The organism is Shimwellia blattae DSM 4481 = NBRC 105725 (assembly GCF_000262305.1).
GTDB classification, from domain to species: domain Bacteria; phylum Pseudomonadota; class Gammaproteobacteria; order Enterobacterales; family Enterobacteriaceae; genus Shimwellia; species Shimwellia blattae.
In genome coordinates, this window is the sequence record NC_017910.1 from 2,927,541 (window position 1) to 2,947,574 (window position 20,034).

The window sequence follows — 20,034 nt, forward strand, 5'->3', positions numbered from 1 at the left end:
TATCACCTGCAGATCCTTTCACCCCTACACAACAAAAAGACAGACTTATGGCTATCAGTGAATCGGGTTCATCCCTGGCCTGCAATCAGGGTTCTCAGAAAAAGGCCGGCACCGCCTTTGGCATTTTAGGCGCCATCAGCGTGTCACACCTGCTCAATGACATGATTCAGTCGTTATTGTTGGCTATCTACCCGCTGCTGCAATCGGAATTTTCTCTCACTTTCATGCAAATCGGGGCAATTACGCTCACGTTCCAGCTGGCGTCGTCATTACTGCAGCCGCTGGTGGGCTATTATACAGACAAATACCCCATGCCCTGGTCGCTGCCGATTGGCATGTGTTTTACCCTCTCGGGGCTGGTGCTGCTTTCGGTTGCCGGGAGCTTCACCATGGTGCTACTGGCGGCGGCGCTGGTGGGGACCGGCTCTTCTGTATTTCACCCGGAGTCCTCACGGGTGGCGCGCATGGCCTCTGGCGGGCGCCACGGGCTGGCCCAGTCCCTGTTCCAGGTGGGGGGGAATTTTGGCAGCTCCCTGGGGCCGCTGCTGGCGGCAGTGATTATCGCCCCTTACGGGCAGGGAAATGTGGCCTGGTTTGTGCTGGCCGCCATTCTGGCCATTATTGTGTTGCTTCAGGTCAGCCGCTGGTACGCCGCCCAGCACCGGATCGCCCGCGCCCGGCCAGTGGCGCCGGTTGTGCAGACCTTACCGCGCAATAAAATTGTGCTGGCGGTGAGCGTGCTGCTGGTGCTTATCTTCTCCAAATATTTTTATATGGCGAGTATCAGCAGCTATTACACCTTCTATCTGATGCACAAATTTGGGCTGACGATACAAAATGCACAGTTCCATTTATTCGCGTTTCTCTTTGCTGTCGCGGCTGGCACGATGATCGGGGGTCCGGTCGGGGATAAGATTGGTCGCAAATATGTCATCTGGGGGTCAATTCTCGGCGTAGCCCCTTTTACTTTGCTTCTTCCTTATGCCTCACTGTGGTGGACTGGCGTACTGACCGTGATTATCGGGTTTATTCTCGCCTCGGCTTTTTCCGCGATTCTGGTCTATGCCCAGGAGCTCTTACCTGGCCGTATCGGCATGGTTTCTGGCCTGTTTTTCGGTTTTGCCTTCGGTATGGGCGGGCTGGGTGCGGCGGTGCTCGGGATCATTGCCGACCACACCAGCATCGAAACCGTGTATAAGATTTGCGCATTCCTGCCGCTCCTGGGAATGATGACAATATTTCTTCCTGATAATCGCCCCGGCCACAACTGACACACCTCAACCCCCGGTCATTCGGGGGTTTCATCTCCCCCGCCTTTGTTTCATTTTTGTTAGTTTATAAAAAAACGGTATTTTCTGATTTTTCCCGCGCAGACTCGATATTTTTGTAAAAAATGCCCGATATACACAAACACGACGGAAAAAATTGTCATAAACTGTTAACCAGGATGTCGCATTATGTCTAATCAGCAAAAAACCATTTAAGGAGAGCGAATGCACCACGCCACACCGCTAATTACCACCATTGTCGGAGGTCTTGTCCTGGCATTTCTGCTGGGGATGCTGGCCAACAGGCTGAAGATCTCTCCACTGGTTGGTTATCTGCTGGCGGGTGTACTGGCCGGGCCGTTTACGCCGGGCTTTGTGGCGGACACCAGGCTTGCCCCGGAGCTGGCAGAGCTTGGGGTTATCCTGCTGATGTTCGGCGTAGGGCTGCATTTCTCCCTCAAAGATCTGATGGCGGTAAAAACCATCGCCATTCCCGGGGCTATCGCCCAGATTGCCGTTGCCACCTTACTGGGGATGGGGTTGTCCGCCATTCTCGGCTGGTCGCTGATGACCGGTATCGTCTTTGGCCTGTGCTTATCCACCGCCAGTACCGTGGTGCTGCTGCGCTCCCTGGAAGAGCGCCAGCTCATTGACAGCCAGCGGGGGCAGATAGCCATCGGCTGGCTGATTGTGGAAGATCTGGTAATGGTGCTGACCCTGGTCCTGCTCCCGGCCGTGGCCGATATGGTGGGCAAAGGGAATGTGGGGTTTACCACCCTGGTTATCGATATGGGGGTGACTATTGGTAAAGTGGTCGCCTTTATTGCCCTGATGCTGCTGGTGGGCCGCCGCCTGGTCCCGTGGATCCTTGCCCGCAGCGCCGCTACCGGCTCGCGGGAGCTGTTCACCCTTTCAGTGCTTGCCATGGCGCTGGGGATCGCCATGGGGGCGGTGGAGCTGTTTGATGTCTCTTTCGCGCTGGGGGCCTTTTTCGCCGGTATGGTGCTGAACGAGTCCGAACTCAGCCACCGGGCAGCCCACGATACCCTGCCGCTGCGCGATGCGTTCGCCGTGCTGTTTTTTGTCTCCGTGGGGATGCTATTTGACCCGCTCATTCTGCTGGAGCAGCCGCTGGCAGTGCTCGGCACCCTGGCGATTATTGTGTTTGGTAAATCCGCAGCGGCCTTTTTGCTGGTGCGCCTGTTTGGCCACTCCCAGCGCACCTCGCTGACCATTTCCGTAAGCCTTGCGCAAATCGGTGAGTTCGCCTTTATTCTGGCGGGGCTCGGGATCTCCATGGGGCTGCTGTCGCCCACCGGTCAGAATCTGGTGCTGGCCGGGGCGATTTTGTCGATTATGCTAAACCCGATTCTGTTTGCGGTGCTGGAGCGCTACCTGGCGAAGAACGAAACCCTCGATGAGCAGACCCTGGAAGAGGCCACCGAAGAAGAAGAGCAGAACCCGGTGGATATCTGTAACCATGCCCTGCTGGTGGGGTATGGCCGGGTCGGGCGCCTGCTTACGGATAAACTCGCCGGGCAGGGGGTGCCGCTGGTGGTGGTGGACACCAATCGCAACCGTATCGACGAGCTGCGCCAGCGCGGGATCCGCACCATCCTCGGGAATGCGGCCCGGCCGGAAATTTTATCCCTCGCCCATCTCGACTGCGCCCGCTGGCTTATTCTGACCATCCCTAACGGCTATGAGGCGGGGGAAATTGTCGCCACGGCCCGGGAAAAGTGCCCGAATATTGAGATTATCGCCCGGGCCCACTATGACGATGAGGTCGACTATATTACCGAGCGCGGCGCCAGTGAAGTGGTGATGGGCGAGCGGGAGATTGCTAAATGCATGTATTCGCTGATGTATCCGCACCCGGACGCGCCGGAAAGCCCGGCCCCGGCCACCCCGCACTGAGTGCGGGTTAGCGCGCCCAGTAGGCTTCTTCCAGGCTGTCTTCCCGCTCCGGCAGGCCACGGCTCAGGCGCGGCGCATGCTGCTTCAGCACCTGATAGCTGACCCGGTTTGCGTATTTGCACACTTGCGCCAGGGAGGAGTACGTCAGCCAGGGGTGCTGGTGCTTGCCGGAATCGGGCACATTGCTGCGGTGATACTGATTGGCGCTGATGTCGTGCAGCAGCGCGGCCAGCGCCCCGTCCCCGGCACCGTTGGTGTTCATTATCTTTTCCGGCCCGCCCATATAGGGGGCGATATGTGAATAGATCCGCTGCGCCCGCTGGCACGCTTTACGGCGCATGGCGCGGCTGAACTCATACTGATTAAACCCCTCAATGGCACCCGGCAAAAGCGGATGCCGGGTTTCGCGCCGGGCGCTCTCTTCCGTATAACCGGCCATAAACAGCCCCTGGGGGCCTGCGGTACACAAGACCAGATCCACCCAGTCCAGGGCTTTGTCGGCGGCCATCAGCGGGTCGCTCTCGCCGGTCAGGGCGGCGGCTTCTTCTTCGTTCATGGCCAGAATCGACACGTTCTCACGCAGGAAGTCCTGCCACCACTGGGGGTTATCCGCAATCACGTATTTCGTTCCGAGGGTGAGCACAATGGGGACATCGTGTTTTCTGGCATAGCGGATGGCGCACAGGGTGGCATCCAGCATCGGCTCCCCGGGCTTGCAGCGCACCAGGTAGGCACTCAGCACCAGGGCTGCGGCCCCGGCGATAATCTCTTCAGGGATACTGTCCGGCGACAGGTGGTTCATCATTCCGGGGCTGATGGCGAAGGTGCGCTCCCCCTGGGCATTGATCAGGGTAAAGCAGCGCCCGATGGGCCCGTCTACCCCCTGCAGATAGTTAAGATCCGTGCGGCTGGAGGTATTACACAGGTAGCGGTACGCATAGCTGCCGATGGGAATATTGCGGCACATCACCCCCAGCAACACGGAGCGATCGTCCGCCAGGACCGAGTAGTTATGCATGGTGTTGCCAATGGTGCCCCCGGCAAACTGATGGGTAATAAGATTTCCCGCCACCAGCTCCTGGTAGAGCGCTTCGGCTGTCGCATCCTCAATCACCAGTGAGTGACCAAAACTCAGCCCGTAACGCTGTACAAACTCATCATCCACCCGGGCTTCGATATCCACCAGAGTCTGGTCAATACCCACGACCCACGCGGCGCTGGCCTCGCTTTCGGGGTGTGCAGGTGCTGACAGGGGCTCCCGCAGGCTGACGGGGAAATAGTGTCTGGATTTACGTTTTCCGGGAAATCTCATGGTAATAATCAGGCGTAATGACAGGGCCGGCGATAGTAACACATCACCGGGCTGCCGGGGTATGTGCCCGGCGTTCAATATCGGATACCTGGCTCCCGGTTCTGCGCTTTTTGTTGCTTACAATGGGGCTTTTACCCGGAGGCGCCAGCCAATGTCTTCTGCCCGTTACTCTTCTGAGCGCAATAAAGTCCCGTTGCAGGATAAGCTCTCCCGCGAGATGCGCCAGATAACCGAATACCCCACCCCGGACACCCCCGCCCCTGCGCCTGACGACTACCCGGCACAGCGGCGCAACTACGCCCGGGAACGCCAGCACTGGAACCAGGAGCCCCCGGCAGTCTACGCACTGCGCCAGGTCACGGTTCCCACCGGGTACGGCCCGGTTAATACCCGGATTTACCGCCCGACGGGGGCCTCCCCGGCAACGCTGTTTTACCTGCACGGCGGCGGGTTTATCCTCGGCTCGCTGGATACCCATGACCGCATTATGCGCCTGCTGGCCAATTACAGTGGCTGTGATGTGGTGGGTATCGATTACACCCTCTCCCCGGAGGCCCGCTTCCCCCAGGCCATTGAGGAGACCATTGCGGTGTGCCGCTTCTTTGAAGAGAACGCGCAGCGTTATCAGCTCAGTATGGCGGATATCGGTTTTGCCGGGGATTCGGCCGGTGCCATGCTCGCCATGGCATCCACCCTGTGGCTGCGCGAGCACCCGCTGGCCTGCGCCAGGGTGCGCGCGGCACTGCTGTGGTACGGGTTATTTGGCCTGCAGGATTCGGTCACCCGGCGCTTATACGGTAACCAGTGGGACGGGCTGCGCGCGGAAGATATCGCCGGTTATGAGCAGGCTTACCTGCGCACCCCGGCGGACAGGGAATCGCCCTGGTACTGCCTGTTTAATAACGATCTCACCCACCATGTTCCGCCGTGTTTTCTGGCCGGGGCGGAGTATGATCCGCTGCTGGACGACAGCGTAACGCTGCACCAGATCCTCCGCGCCCACCATCAGCCCAGCGTACTGAGTATTTACCCGGGCACCCTGCATGGCTTTTTGCACTATTCGCGGGAGATGCAGGCCGCAGATAATGCCCTGCGCGACGGCGCGCGCTTTTTCACTCAGCAGCTGGCGGGTTAACAAGCGCCTGCATCATGGCGATATGATCCGGGTTATCGTTCAGGGCGGGAATATACTCATAGCGCTCCCCGCCCGCGCCGATAAATAACTCCCGGTTCTGGACCGCTATCTCTTCAAGGGTTTCCAGGCAATCGGCCGCAAACCCCGGACACAGCACCTGGAGGTGCTTAACGCCTTTTTCACCCAGCATTTTCAGGGTGTCATCGGTGTAGGGCATCAGCCAGGGTTCACGCCCGAAGCGGGACTGGTAGGTCATCATCACCTTGTCGGGATCCAGCCCAAGGTGATTCACCAGCTCCCGGGTGGTGGTGCGGCAACGCTGGGGGTAGTCGTCCCCTTCCCGGGCATAGCGCTGGGGAATACCGTGATAAGAAAGCAGCAGAATGTCCGGCTCGCCGTGCTCTGCGAAGGCGCGTTTCACGCTGGCGGCCAGTGCGGCAATATAGGCCGGGTGATCCGCATAATCCCGGATAAAGTTCACCGCCGGAATCGCACGCTTACCGGCCAGGCAGCGCGCCAGCTCATCCCAGACGGCCGCCACGGTGGAGCAGGAATACTGCGGATATAACGGCAGCACCGTCAGCCGCTCTACCCCCTGATCCAGCAGGGCGTCCAGGGCACTGCGCAAAGAGGGCTCACCGTAGCTCATGCCCAGCGCAACCGGTATATGGCTGCCCAGCGCATCGGCCAGTGCCTGTTGCTGACGCTGGCTGTAAACCAGCAGCGGCGAGCCCTGCTCCATCCAGATGGACTGATACAGCCGGGCCACCCGCCGGGAGCGCAGCGGTAAAATCACCCCATTGAGCAGCGGCCACCAGAGCGCCCGGGGGGTATCCACCACGCGCGGATCGCTTAAAAACTGGCGCAAGTAACGTTTTACTGCCCGGGGAGTTGGCGAATCGGGCGTGCCGAGGTTAACCAGTAGAATACCCTGCTTTTCCGGATGCAAAATCCACTCCTTTCTATGCTAACTGGCTGGATATTGTAGCTGAAAATCCACGGCACCGAACCTGTCAGTGCGAAAGGTAACAGTGATGGCAGGCGTGACATTATGGCAACCCGGATTATCGAAAACAGCCCCTTACCGGAATTAAAAAACCAGGCCGTAGCCTGGTTTCCTGTGGTGCTGTGGCCGGTATCAGCCGAGGATTGTTTCCAGCTCAGCGCGCACATCAGCAACGGCTTTGGTGCCGTCGACTTTGGCATATTTGGTGTTGCCCGCTTTAGCTTCCTGGCTGTAGTAGCCGATCAGCGGCGCTGTCATCTGATGGTATTCCACCAGACGCTTACGCACGGTCTCTTCCTGGTCGTCTTTACGGGTGGTTAGCGCTTCGCCCGTCACATCGTCTTTATCGGCCACTTTCGGCGGATTGTATTTGATGTGATACACACGGCCAGAAGCGGCGTGTACACGGCGGCCGATAATACGGTCAACGATCAGCTCGTCAGGTACGTCAAATTCCAGCACGTAGTCAACGTTGATGCCGGCTTCTTTCATGGCATCCGCCTGCGGGATAGTGCGCGGGAAACCGTCCAGCAGGAAACCGTTACGGCAATCTTCCTGAGCAATGCGTTCTTTTACCAGGGCAATAACCAGATCATCCGTCACCAGTTTACCGGCGTCCATGATGTCTTTTGCTTTTTTACCCAGTTCAGAACCGGATTTTACTGCAGCGCGCAGCATATCGCCGGTGGAGATCTGCGGAATACCGTATTTCTCCATGATGAACTGAGCCTGAGTGCCTTTACCCGCGCCCGGAGCGCCAAGCAGAATAATGCGCATTGCGAAAATCCCCTTCAATTTTGTTTAATTTTTCAAAATGCGCTAAACCATACCACTACACCGGGTATGGCTCAACAATGAGACGTGGGCTGAAACGGTTAACAGACAATATATTGTTCTGAACCGGTAAAAACCGGCGGCAGCCAAAGAAAAAGCGGCCCGGGGGCCGCTTCTGCGCTACATCATCAGTCTGGTCATTACACCAGCAGATCATTCACCCGCTTAATAAACAGGTTTGGATCTTCCAGGGTGCCGCGTTCTGCAAGCAGCGCCTGATCAAACAGCAGCTCAACCCATTCGGCAAAGCGGGCTTCATCCTGGGTGTCGGCGGCGCGTTTCACCAGCGGGTGATCCGGGTTCAGCTCGAACAGGTATTTCACTTCCGGCACCTCCTGGCCCGCGGCGGCAAACAGTTTTGCCATCTGGGTGCTCATTTCGTCGCCGTCAGTGACCACAATTGACGGGGTATCCGTCAGCCGGTGGGTCAGACGCACTTCTTTTACCCGATCGCCAAGCAGCCCTTTCACCCGCTCAACAAACGGCTCCAGCGCTTTTTCGGCCTCTTTGGCGCTCTCGTCCACGTCGTCTGCCAGTTTATCCAGCGAGGCGTCCGCTTTGGCAACAGACTGGAAGGCTTTACCGTCAAACTCGGTCAGGTAGCTCATCATCCATTCGTCGATACGATCGGAAAGCAGCAGAACCTCGATGCCTTTCTTACGCAGCAGCTCCAGGTGCGGGCTGCTCTTGGCGGCCGCGTAGCTGTCTGCGGTGATGTAGTAAATCTTGTCCTGGCCTTCTTTCATCCGCGAGACGTACTCGTCCAGAGAGACCGTCTGCGCGGAAGAGTCCGTATGGGTGGAGGCAAAACGCAGCAGTTTAGCAATCGCCTGCTGGTTAGCCTGATCTTCCGCCGGGCCCTCTTTCAGCACCATGCCGAACTGTTTCCAGAAGGTCTGGTATTTTTCGCTGTCGTCTTTGGCCAGTTTTTCCAGCATCTGCAGCACGCGTTTGGTCAGTGCGCTGCGCAGGCTGCGGGTGATGCTGTTGTCCTGGAGGATTTCACGGGAGACGTTTAGCGGCAGATCGTTAGAATCTATCAGGCCACGCACGAAACGCAGATAGTTCGGCATAAACTGTTCGGCGTCGTCCATGATAAATACGCGCTGCACGTACAGCTTCAGGCCATGTTTATGATCCCGGTTCCACATGTCCCACGGGGCCTGGGAAGGAATATACAGCAGGCTGGTGTACTCCTGTTTCCCTTCTACCCGGTTGTGGCTCCAGGTCAGCGGATCGCTGTAATCGTGAGAGACGTGCTTATAAAATTCTTTATATTCATCGTCGCTGATATCGGCTTTATTGCGCGTCCACAGTGCCTGGGCTTTATTGATCTTCTCCCAGCTGATAACGGTTTCGCCGTCTTTTTCTTCGCGGGTTTCAATCTCAACCGGCAGGGCGATATGGTCGGAATATTTGCCGATGATCGAACGCACGCGCCAGTCGTCGAGGAATTCATCTTCCCCTTCACGCAGGTGCAGGGTAATTTCCGTGCCGCGATCCGCTTTGGTGATGTCGGCAACGGTGTACTCCCCTTCCCCGGCAGATTCCCAGAATACCCCCTGGTCCGCAGGTACACCGGCTGCGCGGGTGCGTACCGTCACTTTGTCGGCAACGATAAAGGCAGAATAGAACCCTACCCCGAACTGGCCAATCAGCTGGCTGTCTTTTGCCTGGTCGGAGCCCATCGACTCCAGAAACGCCTTCGTGCCGGATTTGGCAATGGTCCCGAGGTGGTCGATCACCTCGTCACGGGTCATACCGATACCGTTATCAGAGATAGTCAGGGTACGTTTGTCTTTATCAAATGAGACGCGCACCCGCAGCTCACCGTCACCTTCGTAGAGATCCGCCTGGGACAGTGCGCGAAAACGCAGTTTATCTGCCGCATCAGAAGCGTTAGAGATAAGTTCACGCAGGAAGATTTCTTTATTTGAATAAAGAGAGTGGATCATCAGATGCAGAAGCTGTTTCACTTCCGACTGAAAACCACGGGTCTCTTGTCCTTTCATAGTGTTATACCTCAATAAACTGTCTTAAACAGAGGGTTATCTGCCGCTAACCGGCAAGGATAAAAACGATGAGGCAGAGATGGGGATGTCTGGCGAAGAATTCAAGCGGAGCGCAGGTGAACGCGCTCCGAGTGGTTAATATTTGACCTTCTGGCGGCCCAGCAGAGAGTGGGACAGGGTTGTCCCGTCGACCATTTCCAGCTCACCGCCAACCGGCACGCCGTGCGCGATACGGCTGGCTTCAACACCATATTCCGCACACAGCCCGGCAATATAGTTTGCTGTCGCTTCGCCTTCCACCGTGGGGTTGGTGGCCAGGATCACTTCCTGGATGGTTTCACGGCTCAGGCGCTGCTCCAGACGATCAAGCCCGATATCTTCCGGGCCGATACCGTCCAGCGGGGAGAGGTGCCCCATCAGCACAAAGTAGCGCCCGGAAAACTGCCCGGTCTGCTCAATGGCGTAGATATCCGCCGGGCTCTCCACCACGCAAATCTGGCCGTTTTCCTGGCGGCGCGGATTGGCGCAAATGTGGCAGACTTCCTGCTCCGTGAAGGTGCGGCAATCGGCACAGTGGCCTATCTCCGACATCGCCCGGGTCAGGGTCTGGGCCAGGCGCATACCCCCACTACGATCCCGCTGTAGCAGGGTAAACGCCATGCGCTGCGCCGATTTGGGGCCAACCCCCGGTAAACAGCGCAGCGCTTCCATTAACTGGGTTAACAGTGGGCTGGTCTGCATCAGAACGGCATCTTGAAGCCTGGCGGCAGCTGCATACCAGAAGATACAGACGCCATTTTCTCTTTCTGGGTCTCTTCAATACGGCGGGCCGCATCGTTAAAGGCCGCAGCGATCAGGTCTTCGAGCATCTCTTTGTCGTCTTCCATCAGACTCGGGTCGATCTCTACCCGGCGGCAGTTGTGCGCCCCGTTAATGGTCACTTTGACCAGGCCCGCACCCGATTCGCCAGTCACTTCCAGTTTGGCGATCTCTTCCTGCATCTGCTGCATTTTTTCCTGCATCTGCTGGGCTTGTTTCATCAGATTACCCAGGCCGCCTTTACCAAACATACGCTTCTCTCTTTTGTTCGGGCCGCATCAGCACAATCAACGATGCGGCGGTTAAAGATAACAATATGCAGCAGAGCTACACATCAAAGGGGACGAATACTGTCTTCATCCAGATCCGCATCGAAGAAGCGACGCAGGGTCTGGATATTGTTATCCGACAAGATAGACTCGCGCGCCTGCGCCAGTTTCTCTTCGTAAATTGCCTGTCGCCATTCCAGTGGCGTCAGCGTGGCACGATTATCATCTTCAATGATAGTCAGTTCAATGGGTCTTCCGTAAAGGAGCGCCATTGCCTCCGCCAGAGTTTTTTGTGCCGACGGGGAGTTCAGATGCCGCTGGGCAGGGCGCAGATGTAAACACACTTTATCCTCACCCTGCGGCTCCTTCCAGGCGTTCAGCGCCAGCTGCTGGACCAGTTTGGGGATAACCATCCGGTGGATCTCTTCAGCCCAGGGATCCCGCGCCAGAGACTCCTGCGCCAGTTTTGCCGCAAGCTCGGGCGTTTTTTCATGCTCCAGCGCCTTTTTCAGCGCCTTCGGCGTGGCGACCACTTCCGGCACGGTTTCTGCTTTGGTGGTGGCTTTCCAGCGATAGGCCTCTTTCTTCGCGGGCGCCTGTTCCAGCGCGGAAGGCGCCGGGCGGCTTTGTACTTTGTCGGTAAACGAGGCCAGACGCTCCAGCGCACTGCTGGCTACCGGCCGCGCGGAGGATCCCTGCGCTGCCGGTTCACTCTTTTTTGCCCGGGATCCCCCCTGGCGGTTTAACTGACTGCGCGCCTGTAGCACCTGGCTTGTGGCATCTGGCAGTGCCGCGCCAGCCGGCGGGGTGCTGCCTGTCGGCGGAGCCGGTGGTAGCGGGTAGTCCGGCTCACTGTGCCGGGGGGCACGGGTGCCCGCCGGGGCAAGCCCCTTCCCCGCGGGTGCCTCCTGCTCAGGTGCCGGAAGCGGGTTTACCGGGTGAAACGCCAGCGCCCGTAACAGGGTCATTTCTACGCCCATCCGGCGGTCTGGCGCCCAGGCCAGCTCTTTGCGGCCAATCAGTAACGTCTGGTAGTAGAGCTGAACATCTGCGGGGGGAACGGTCCGCGCCAGCTCGCGCATCCGCTGCTCAATGGTGGCCATCTCCTCCCCCAGTGCGGCAGGAGACAGTTGCAGCATGGCTATCCGGTGCAGCAGGCTGAGCATCTCAACCAGCAAGGCTTCCCAGTCCGCCCCCCGGGCGGCGGCCTCGCTGACCAGCGCCATGAGTTTGTCCCCGTCGGCCCCGGCGATGGCTTCAACCAGGGAAAGCGCCTGATCGTCATCCAGGGTGCCGAGCATTGTGCTGACTGCGCTGGCGGTCACCTGACCATCACCACTGGCTATGGCCTGGTCGGTGAGGCTCAGGGCGTCGCGCAGGCTGCCTTCCGCCGAGCGGGCCAGCAGTTGCAACGCACGCGGCTCAAAGGTGATGCTCTCGGCGCTGAGAATATGCGCCAGCTGATCGCGGATTTGCCCCACATCCAGCGCTTTAAGATGGAACTGCAGGCAGCGGGATAAAATCGTCACCGGCAGTTTCTGCGGATCGGTGGTGGCCAGCAGGAACTTCACGTGCTCCGGCGGCTCTTCAAGGGTTTTCAGCAGCGCGTTAAAACTGTGGCGGGACAGCATGTGCACTTCATCGATCAGATAGACCTTGAAGCGGCCTCTGGCCGGGGCATACTGCACGTTGTCCAGCAGTTCCCGGGTATCTTCCACTTTGGTGCGCGAGGCGGCGTCTATCTCGATTAAGTCAACAAAGCGACCCTGCTCTATTTCCCGGCAGTTCTGGCAGACACCGCACGGGGTTGCCGTAATGCCGGTTTCGCAATTCAGCCCTTTCGCCAGCAAACGGGCAATCGAGGTTTTCCCCACCCCACGCGTACCGGAAAACAGGTAGGCATGGTGGATGCGCCCCATGGTTAAACCGTTAGCCAGCGCGGTCAGCACATGCTGCTGTCCGACAACATCGGCAAAGGTTTGCGGGCGCCATTTACGGGCTAAGACCTGGTAGCTCATCAGAGAATTTCTACATTGCGGGAAGGTGAATAAGAGGGCGTCATGCTATCACAGCCCCGCCAGAACGGCGAGGCTGTACTTCACGGATCTTACGCCGCCCCTCAGTGGCCGGGGAATGGCACCAGGCTATAGCAGCGGATCCCCTGCTGCTCAAGGCGCTGTTCACCGCCTAAATCAAACAGGTTAATGACAAATGCCGCACCGGCCACGTTGCCGCCCAGGCGGCGGATGAGCTTAGCGGTCGCTTCAATGGTGCCGCCGGTTGCCAGCAGATCATCAACCACCAGCACGTTGTCGCCCGGTTGAATGGCATCAACGTGAATTTCCAGTTTGTCTGTGCCGTACTCCAGCTCATAAGACTCGGCGATGGTTTCGCGAGGCAGTTTGCCGGGTTTACGCACCGGTACAAAGCCCACCCCTAACGCCAGAGCAACCGGGGCGCCAAACAGAAAGCCGCGTGCTTCGGTGCCCACTACTTTGGTGATCCCGGCATCTTTGTATTTTGCCGCCAGCAGTTCAATGCTGAGGGCATAGGCGTTGGGATCTTCCAGCAGGCTGGTGACATCACGGAACAGGATGCCCGGCTTCGGGTAGTCCTGCACACTCTTAATGCTGTTTTTGAGAAATTCAAGCTGCTGCGCAGTCGCGGTCATGGGTATTTGCCTGATAAAAACATGTTACTTACAGGGCGGCTGGCACTACCTGCCTGTCCGTTGTTCATCCATTAACCGGGCGCGCCTGTACTCGAAAACGCTCGAATTTACTGGCTGGCGGCGACAAATGCAACCTTCCCGGGAAAGGTTTACGGTTTTTGTTGTTTTCCATCAACAACCGGAATTCGCCATAAAAAGAGTAGCAGCACGGCCAGAATTATCACCAGCAGGATCCGTACCCAGAGCAGCTTCACCAGCCACAGGGAAAACGCAAATGTTATCAGGGTAAAGCCTATTGCCCGGAGTTTGGCCCCCGGGGGCATGGCCCGGTACTGCTGCCAGTAGCGAATATAGCCACCAAACCAGGAGCGGTACAGCAGCCAGCGGTGAAAACGCGGCGATGAGCGGGCAAAGCACCAGGCCGCCAGCAGCAGAAAAGGCGTGGTGGGCAACAGGGGCAACACCACGCCGATAGTCGCCAGCCCTACCGCAAGCCAGCCAATAATGAGTAGAATGGTACGATGCATAGCAATTCTGTTGCCCGTCTTACTGGTGACATCATGTTAACACAATGACCACAAACCAGGAGCGTGATGAAAACCCGGATCCTTATCGAGACGCTCACCGGGCACTGCGCCGCGCTGCGTGAACAGCTGGCGCCGCTGGCGGAACACCCCACCCTGACCCCGCGCTTTGACCGGCAGCTGTTCCGCTGCCGCTCAGCCAAAATGGGCGACTATTTACAGGAAGCCGAACACAACCTGGCGGCACTGTGCAGCGCCGTGGACGCCGGGGAGACGGAAAAAGTGGCCTGGCTTGCGGAGCATCTGGTCAATCAGATGGCGGCCCTGAGCCGGGAAGCGGCCACCTGGCAGCTGCGCAGCCACGACAGCGCGCACCTGTATTCCGGCCGGTTACACCGCCAGCTGTTACAGCACCAGGAGTATGAGCGCCGCCTGGTGGAGATGTGTCAGCAGCGCCGCCAGCAGTGGCGCGACGCGCAGCAATTTGACACCCAGCAGCGCCTGGCCCGGGAGGTGACCGCGCTGGAAGGCCGGTTAAGCCGTTGCCGGGAGGCGCTGGATAAAATCGAACGCCGGATCGCCCGGCGTACCCGTTAACGTAAAAACAGGCTGAAGAGATGTCACTGGAACAGGCCCCGGATGAAGTTAAACTCGCGGTTGATTTGATTATGCTGCTGGAGCAGCACCAGATCCCCACGGCCACGGTGCTGGCGGCGCTGGATATTGTGCGTCAGGACTACTTAAAGAAGCAGGAGGCGGAAACCGCCTCCTGATAACGGTTATGCGGAGGGGAGTTCGCCGTTCTGTTTGCCGTCCGGCCCGCGTTTAACTTCGGTCACCTGGTCGCCGCTGGCGTTGTGCAGGTGAACTTCCAGCTGGTTAAACGCAATGTCGATGCCGTTTTCGCGGCACAGGCGGTCAATGGTGCGGTTCAGCTCATCAACGGTGTAGCTGCGATCGCGCAGTTCACGCACATACAGGCGCAATTCGTGATCCAGCGTGCTGGCCCCGAAGGTGGTGAAGAACACGGTGGGTTCCGGGTCGTGCATCACCCGCGGGTGCTCTTTTGCCGCCTTCAGTAAAATCTCACGCACTTTTTCCAGATCCGAACCATAGGCGACACCCAGCTGGATAACCACCCGGGTGATGGTGTCCGACAGCGACCAGTTAATCAGCCGTTCGGTCACAAAGGCTTTATTCGGGATAATCACCTCTTTGCGGTCAAAGTCTGTAATGGTGGTGGCGCGGATCCGGATCTTGCTGACCGTACCGGAGAAGGTGCCAATCGTCACTGTATCCCCGATACGCACCGGGCGCTCAAACAGGATAATCAGGCCGGAGACAAAGTTCCCGAAAATCTCCTGTAACCCGAACCCGAGACCAACCGACAGGGCAGCGGCCAGCCACTGCAACTTATCCCAGGAGACCCCGAGGGAACCAAACACCACCATCGCCCCGATGGCGATAATCGCGTAGTTCAGGATAGTAACAATGGCATAAGAGGCGCCCTGGCGCATTTTGAGGCGCGACAGGACCAGCACTTCCAGCAGACCGGGCAGGTTTTTAATCAGCGCCCAGGAGACCATCGACGCAATCAGCGCAAATAACAGATTGCCGAGGGTCACATTCCGGGTTACCGCGCCGCTGGCATCGGTGCCGCTGTAGTGCCACAGGGTGATGCTATCCAGATAGGTAAATACGGTAATTAAATCTGACCAGATAGCCCAGAACACCAGCCCGAACAGGGCAAACATCATCAGAACCGCAATACGCAGGGTTTGCTGGTTAATCTGATCAAGGCCCAGTGGCGGCTCTTCCACCGGTTCGGCCCCTTCGGCCCCCTCTTTGACGGTATTCTGGCGCCGGGCAACCGCACGGCGGTAGGCAATGCGCCGGGCGGCGATGCTCAGCCCGCGCAGCATTGTCTGGTACAGCAGGTTCCAGACAATCACCAGGTAGACCGTTTCAATACAGCGGCCCGCCAGGCGCAGTGTGGTGTAGAAATAGCCCATGGAGGTCAGCACCAGCAGGGCCACCGGGATCACGGACAGCAGCGTGATGGTTATCAGGCGCATGGCGTGGGATTCTTTATCCCGCCAGCTCTCCCGGCACATAGGCCACACCAGGATGGCGATGACCAGCTGATTGATAAACATCATAAACTGACCCATCACGTCGTCCATCAGACTCAGTGGGATCATCTCGCCCACGACCACCCAGAACAGCAGCGGCAGTAACGCAAGGCTGATGCGCACAATCTGGCGCCGCCAGTGGCTGGTGCGATCTTCCGGCATACCGAAGTGGCGGATAGCCACCCCGTCTTTTTCCAGAATGCGCCAGCACAGGCCAAATACCAGCCAGAACAGCGCCAGCTGTCTGGCGAAGCTCCACAACAGTGCGCTGATATTCAGCTCCATGGCGTAAAGGATAAGCCCCACGGCCAGGATTATCAGGCATACCGGCAGCGCCTTAAGCAGGTTAAGCGCTATCGCCTTCGGGGTGTGCAGGTGCGAATCATGGCGGAACTGGCCAACTTCTTTATTGAGCTTCGCCAGATACTGGTTGATCCAGCCAAACCGCCAGCGGATAACCCCGGCTATCAGCAGCAGCGGTAAACCGGCCAGGAAGGCGATAAACCCGGAGTTCAGCGCTTTATGCCAGTTGGTGGTGATTTTTAACGACTTAACCTGTGATTTCAGCGCCTGGGGGAAGGCTTTGAACCACTCCCAGTTCATGGGCTTGTTGGAGTTTACCCAGAAGATCTGCTGGGTCAGCATTTTACGCAGGGTCTGGCTGACGCTCATCAACTGCTGCTGGTTAACCTGCAGGTTAATCGACATCATCAGCTGGGCGCCAAGCTGCTTATTCAGCTGGTCGAGCAGTTCACGGCGCATATCCATCAGTTGCAGCAGCGCGTCGTGCACTTCGCGGTTCACCTCGTCTTTATGGCCCTCTTCCAGTTTGGCGACGACTGCGTCGGTCTGGAACAGCTCATCACGCTGCTGGTTGACATTAAACTGCTCAAGGCGCAGATCGGCAATATGGTCACCCAGATCTTCAAGCTCATCGGACGACGGCAGCGCCTGTTGTTGCTGGTAGAGAATACGCGATAACAGCAGGCTGCCTTTCAGCACCGCGATTTGTTCTTTCAGGGTGTGTTCCGACTGCTGGGCCCGATCCAGCCAGTTTTTTACCCGCACGTTGCGCGCCACCAGTTCGTTACCGCTCTGGGTGGCCGCAATCAGCCGCTGGCTGAGTTGCTGGTTAATGTCCATCTCCTGGCGCACCAGCGGGTTATTCTGGATCCGGGTGGAGTCATCCGTGGTGACCGCTTCCTGCACGGTTTGCTCCGTCAGCGACAGGCGTTTGGTACTTGCCGCCTGCTGCACCAGTTGCATCTGGTGCTCCAGCTGGTTGATACGCTCGCTGGTGTAATCGCGCTGTTTTTGCAGCGCATCCTGAATGGCGGTATTCCCCTCCAGGCTTTTACGCTGCTGGTCTATCTGGGCCTGCAACAGTGCCTGTTGTGCCTGTAACAGCGTCTTCTGGGACGGGCGCAGCGCCCCGCCACCGGCAGTACCGTTGAGCTGATTGCGCACCTGCTGCAGTTGCTGAGAGGCAGAAAGCATCGCGGTCTGGGCCCGCTCTGGCTGGGTCTGAAGCGACACCAGCTGGCTGTTATAGGCCGCAAGGTTATTTTGTTCGGTTTGTAGCTCTTCACTGGTGGCCGAGAGCTTCGCTTCCAGCTGGCGCAGGGATAACGCGGCAAAGGATTTTGCCAGCTCCTCGTTATTCTGCGGGTTCGCCATGGCGTTCAGATTTTCCGTCGCCAGGCGTAGCTGCTCCGGCGCGGCTTTCACCTGGGCCTGAAGCTGGGCGGTTTCCTGTTTGACTTTGTCTGTTTTCTCCAGCACTTCCAGGGTCTGGGTCAGATCCTGTTCGACCAGTTTATCCATAGCCGAAAGGCTTTTTTGTTTCGTCAGCGCCTGAAGCTGGGCCTGAATATTTGCGCTGGTGGGTAACTCCTGGCCAGACTGGGCTGCAAATACACCCGGGGAGTAACCCGCAAGGCATCCGAACATTAAAGACCAAATAACAACAAATGCGGACATCATGTTCCGCGGCGAGGTGTTGGGCTGCATAATCTATATATGTTACGAATTAATTAAGTACCGTTCGCCCCCGGATGGGGGTGGCTGGAGATGTAGCCCGGCAGAATAGCACGGCGGACCTGCGCTGGATAGCGCAGAACAACACCGGGAAGGCGTGGAGAAATCTGAATTATTCGCCGCCCGCTGAGGGCGGGTTTTCGGGCGCGATGCGCACCGAGGGGCAGCGGCAGAACATCTCGATAAGAATATCCACGTACACTGCGGATTCCTTATCAAGATCAAAAAGTTGCGGGGTAAAAAGCCAGTTTTCCATCAGCCCGCATATATAGCTGCGCATTAATACTGCGGCGCGGTGGACATGTAAATCAGCCGGGAGTAACCCGGCGGTGATGCAGCGCTGCAGCGCATGCTCAATGCGATCGTAGCCTTCCATGCAGAGCTTTCGCTGGGCCTCCCGGGCGGCGGCCATCTCCCCCACAAACTCACATTTGTGAAACAAAATTTCCATCATCAGGCGCCGCCGCTCTTCGGTCACTGTGGCACGCAGAATGTAGATTAAAATTTCTCTTAACGCCGCCAGTGGATCATCGGGGTATTTTGCCCGATACTCTAGCTCTAAGTCGCTGATTGTTGCCTCTGATGATTCCCATATTTCATTGAACAAATCAGCTTTGTTTTTAAAATGCCAGTATATCGCGCCACGCGTTACCCCCGCGGCGATGGCAATATCCGTTAAGGAAGTCGCGGACACGCCCTGCTGCGAGAATAATTTAATAGCAACATCAATGATGTGCTTTCTGGTTTCGAGCGCTTGTTGTTTGGTTTTTCGTGCCATGGGACGGTGTATTTACAGAGGGCAGTGTTACATACAATAATGAATGTATGTACCATAGCGGAACAATAATATAAAGCAGCAATGGCTTTTAACCCATCAATCCATTGATCTATTTTCAAATCGGACACTTGAGGTTCACCTATGAATAAAAACAGAGGGTTAACGCCTCTGGCGGTCGTCCTGATGCTCGCGGGTAGCGCCGTGCTAACCGGATGTGATAATAAGGACGCTCAGCAACAGGCTGCCGCTGCGCCTGAAGTCGGCGTTGTCACACTCAAAGCTGAAACACTGCCCATCACGACAGAACTTCCGGGCCGCACCAGCCCGTACCGGGTGGCTGAAGTTCGACCTCAGGTGAGTGGTATTATTCTGAAACGAAACTTTATCGAGGGCAGTGATGTCCAGGCCGGGGTTTCGTTATACCAGATAGATCCCGCCACCTATCAGGCCACATACGACAGCGCGAAGGGCGATCTGGCGAAAGCCAACGCCGCGGCCAAAATCGCACAGCTGACCGTTAACCGCTATAAACCGCTGCTGGGTACTAAGTACATCAGTCAGCAGGATTACGACACCGCGGTGGCGAATTTACAGCAAGCCAATGCGGCCGTTGTGGCGGCAAAAGCAGCGGTTGAGACTGCGCGGATTAACCTCGCTTATACCAAAGTGACCTCCCCGATTACCGGGCGGATCGGTAAATCTGCCGTGACCGAAGGGGCGCTGGTGCAAAACGGCCAGTCCACAGCGATGGCGGTAGTGCAGCAGCTGGATCCTATTTATGTGGATGTGACCCAGTCATCAGAAGATTTTCTGCGCCTGAAGCAGGAGCTGGCAAACGGCACCCTGAAACAGGAAAACGGCAAGGCGAAAGTCACGGTGGTGACCGCTGAAGGGGTGACCTTCCCGCAGACCGGGAGCCTGGAATTCTCTGACGTTACCGTAGACCAGACCACCGGCTCTATTACGCTGCGGGCCATTTTCCCCAACCCGGACCACACCCTGCTGCCGGGGATGTTCTTAAGAGCCCGGCTGGAAGAAGGTGTACGCAGCGATGCGCTGCTGGTTCCCCAGCAGGGTGTGACCCGCACGCCGCGTGGTGATGCTTCCGCGCTGGTTGTTGGTGCAGATAATAAAGTCGAAAACCGCACGATTACGGCACCTACCGCAATCGGTGATAAATGGCTGGTTACCAGCGGCCTGAAAGCAGGTGACCGGGTGATTGTCACCGGTCTGCAGAAAGTCAGAGCCGGCGCTCAGGTGACTCCTCAGGAAATCACCGAAACCGCCCCGGCCAGCACCGGGCAGACTAAGTCTTAACTT

General features: G+C 57.6%; 17 protein-coding genes and 1 other annotated feature. Of the genes, 6 read left to right on the forward strand and 11 right to left on the reverse strand.

Features of this window, described 5'->3' with window-relative positions; translation table 11 throughout:
• Positions 1-47 precede the first annotated feature (47 nt).
• Complete coding sequence (locus EBL_RS13765; RefSeq protein WP_002438993.1) at positions 48-1,271, forward strand: MFS transporter; 1,224 nt, start codon at positions 48-50, stop codon at positions 1,269-1,271.
• A gap of 222 nt (positions 1,272-1,493) precedes the next feature.
• Positions 1,494-3,185, forward strand: a complete 1,692-nt coding sequence (gene ybaL / locus EBL_RS13770) for a YbaL family putative K(+) efflux transporter (protein WP_002438992.1) — start codon at positions 1,494-1,496, stop codon at positions 3,183-3,185.
• Between the two features lie 7 nt (positions 3,186-3,192).
• Here ybaL and EBL_RS13775 read toward each other — a convergent pair whose 3' ends face one another.
• The gene (locus EBL_RS13775; RefSeq protein ID WP_002438991.1) at positions 3,193-4,497 is read right to left on the reverse strand and encodes an inosine/guanosine kinase; all 1,305 of its coding nucleotides are present in this window, start codon (positions 4,495-4,497) and stop codon (positions 3,193-3,195) included.
• A gap of 151 nt (positions 4,498-4,648) precedes the next feature.
• Here EBL_RS13775 and aes point away from each other — a divergent pair, with 151 nt between their 5' ends.
• The gene (aes, locus tag EBL_RS13780) at positions 4,649-5,632 is read left to right on the forward strand and encodes an acetyl esterase (protein WP_002438989.1); all 984 of its coding nucleotides are present in this window, start codon (positions 4,649-4,651) and stop codon (positions 5,630-5,632) included.
• On the opposite strand, the gene hemH is transcribed toward aes, so the two are convergent.
• The 8 genes from hemH to EBL_RS13820 all read right to left on the reverse strand — a co-directional run bounded on the left by hemH (position 5,610) and on the right by EBL_RS13820 (position 13,770).
• Positions 5,610-6,581, reverse strand: a complete 972-nt coding sequence (gene hemH, locus EBL_RS13785) for a ferrochelatase (protein WP_002438987.1) — start codon at positions 6,579-6,581, stop codon at positions 5,610-5,612. The genes aes and hemH overlap by 23 nt on opposite strands.
• Positions 6,582-6,770: 189 nt before the next feature.
• On the reverse strand, positions 6,771-7,415 hold the full coding sequence (gene adk / locus EBL_RS13790) for an adenylate kinase (protein ID WP_002438985.1): 645 nt from the start codon (positions 7,413-7,415) through the stop codon (positions 6,771-6,773).
• A 197-nt stretch (positions 7,416-7,612) separates the two neighbouring features.
• On the reverse strand, positions 7,613-9,484 hold the full coding sequence (gene htpG / locus EBL_RS13795; RefSeq protein WP_002438984.1) for a molecular chaperone HtpG: 1,872 nt from the start codon (positions 9,482-9,484) through the stop codon (positions 7,613-7,615).
• Between the two features lie 135 nt (positions 9,485-9,619).
• Positions 9,620-10,225: a recombination mediator RecR gene (gene recR, locus EBL_RS13800; protein WP_002438983.1), complete on the reverse strand. Its 606-nt coding sequence runs from the start codon at positions 10,223-10,225 to the stop codon at positions 9,620-9,622.
• Positions 10,225-10,554, reverse strand: a complete 330-nt coding sequence (locus EBL_RS13805) for a YbaB/EbfC family nucleoid-associated protein (protein ID WP_002438981.1) — start codon at positions 10,552-10,554, stop codon at positions 10,225-10,227. Before EBL_RS13805 ends, recR begins: the two co-directional genes overlap by 1 nt.
• An 83-nt stretch (positions 10,555-10,637) precedes the next feature.
• Complete coding sequence (dnaX, locus tag EBL_RS13810) at positions 10,638-12,590, reverse strand: DNA polymerase III subunit gamma/tau (RefSeq protein ID WP_002438980.1); 1,953 nt, start codon at positions 12,588-12,590, stop codon at positions 10,638-10,640.
• Positions 11,244-11,311 (reverse strand) — a sequence feature (DnaX frameshifting element). Its footprint overlaps the gene before it by 68 nt.
• A gap of 101 nt (positions 12,591-12,691) precedes the next feature.
• Entirely contained in the window at positions 12,692-13,243 is a 552-nt protein-coding gene (gene apt, locus EBL_RS13815; RefSeq protein ID WP_002438978.1) for an adenine phosphoribosyltransferase, read from the reverse strand.
• 149 nt (positions 13,244-13,392) lie between these two features.
• Positions 13,393-13,770 carry a DUF454 family protein gene (locus tag EBL_RS13820; protein WP_002438977.1) on the reverse strand — a complete coding sequence of 126 codons (378 nt, stop codon included), beginning with the start codon at positions 13,768-13,770 and terminating at the stop codon, positions 13,393-13,395.
• Positions 13,771-13,836: 66 nt separating this feature from the next.
• Here EBL_RS13820 and priC point away from each other — a divergent pair, with 66 nt between their 5' ends.
• The gene (gene priC, locus EBL_RS13825; protein ID WP_002438976.1) at positions 13,837-14,364 is read left to right on the forward strand and encodes a primosomal replication protein PriC; all 528 of its coding nucleotides are present in this window, start codon (positions 13,837-13,839) and stop codon (positions 14,362-14,364) included.
• 20 nt (positions 14,365-14,384) lie between these two features.
• Positions 14,385-14,540, forward strand: coding sequence for a pleiotropic regulatory protein RsmS (rsmS, locus tag EBL_RS20085; RefSeq protein ID WP_002438975.1), 156 nt, complete (start codon positions 14,385-14,387; stop codon positions 14,538-14,540).
• A gap of 6 nt (positions 14,541-14,546) precedes the next feature.
• Here the strand turns inward: rsmS and mscK are convergent, their stop codons facing one another.
• Positions 14,547-17,909 carry a mechanosensitive channel MscK gene (gene mscK / locus EBL_RS13830; RefSeq protein ID WP_042340535.1) on the reverse strand — a complete coding sequence of 1,121 codons (3,363 nt, stop codon included), beginning with the start codon at positions 17,907-17,909 and terminating at the stop codon, positions 14,547-14,549.
• Positions 17,910-18,048: 139 nt separating this feature from the next.
• Positions 18,049-18,714, reverse strand: coding sequence for a multidrug efflux transporter transcriptional repressor AcrR (gene acrR / locus EBL_RS13835; protein WP_002438971.1), 666 nt, complete (start codon positions 18,712-18,714; stop codon positions 18,049-18,051).
• 141 nt (positions 18,715-18,855) lie between these two features.
• On the opposite strand from acrR, the gene EBL_RS13840 reads away from it, so the two are divergent.
• The gene (locus EBL_RS13840; RefSeq protein ID WP_002438970.1) at positions 18,856-20,031 is read left to right on the forward strand and encodes an efflux RND transporter periplasmic adaptor subunit; all 1,176 of its coding nucleotides are present in this window, start codon (positions 18,856-18,858) and stop codon (positions 20,029-20,031) included.
• Positions 20,032-20,034 lie beyond the last annotated feature (3 nt).

Coding starts and splice junctions, on each gene's coding strand:
- EBL_RS13765 (WP_002438993.1), top strand. CDS start 48: ATGGCTATCAGTGAATCGGGTTCATCCCTGGCCTGCAATCAGGGTTCT.
- ybaL (WP_002438992.1), top strand. CDS start 1,494: ATGCACCACGCCACACCGCTAATTACCACCATTGTCGGAGGTCTTGTC.
- EBL_RS13775 (WP_002438991.1), bottom strand. CDS start 4,497: ATGAGATTTCCCGGAAAACGTAAATCCAGACACTATTTCCCCGTCAGC.
- aes (WP_002438989.1), top strand. CDS start 4,649: ATGTCTTCTGCCCGTTACTCTTCTGAGCGCAATAAAGTCCCGTTGCAG.
- adk (WP_002438985.1), bottom strand. CDS start 7,415: ATGCGCATTATTCTGCTTGGCGCTCCGGGCGCGGGTAAAGGCACTCAG.
- htpG (WP_002438984.1), bottom strand. CDS start 9,484: ATGAAAGGACAAGAGACCCGTGGTTTTCAGTCGGAAGTGAAACAGCTT.
- recR (WP_002438983.1), bottom strand. CDS start 10,225: ATGCAGACCAGCCCACTGTTAACCCAGTTAATGGAAGCGCTGCGCTGT.
- EBL_RS13805 (WP_002438981.1), bottom strand. CDS start 10,554: ATGTTTGGTAAAGGCGGCCTGGGTAATCTGATGAAACAAGCCCAGCAG.
- dnaX (WP_002438980.1), bottom strand. CDS start 12,590: ATGAGCTACCAGGTCTTAGCCCGTAAATGGCGCCCGCAAACCTTTGCC.
- apt (WP_002438978.1), bottom strand. CDS start 13,243: ATGACCGCGACTGCGCAGCAGCTTGAATTTCTCAAAAACAGCATTAAG.
- EBL_RS13820 (WP_002438977.1), bottom strand. CDS start 13,770: ATGCATCGTACCATTCTACTCATTATTGGCTGGCTTGCGGTAGGGCTG.
- priC (WP_002438976.1), top strand. CDS start 13,837: ATGAAAACCCGGATCCTTATCGAGACGCTCACCGGGCACTGCGCCGCG.
- rsmS (WP_002438975.1), top strand. CDS start 14,385: ATGTCACTGGAACAGGCCCCGGATGAAGTTAAACTCGCGGTTGATTTG.
- mscK (WP_042340535.1), bottom strand. CDS start 17,909: ATGCAGCCCAACACCTCGCCGCGGAACATGATGTCCGCATTTGTTGTT.
- acrR (WP_002438971.1), bottom strand. CDS start 18,714: ATGGCACGAAAAACCAAACAACAAGCGCTCGAAACCAGAAAGCACATC.
- EBL_RS13840 (WP_002438970.1), top strand. CDS start 18,856: ATGAATAAAAACAGAGGGTTAACGCCTCTGGCGGTCGTCCTGATGCTC.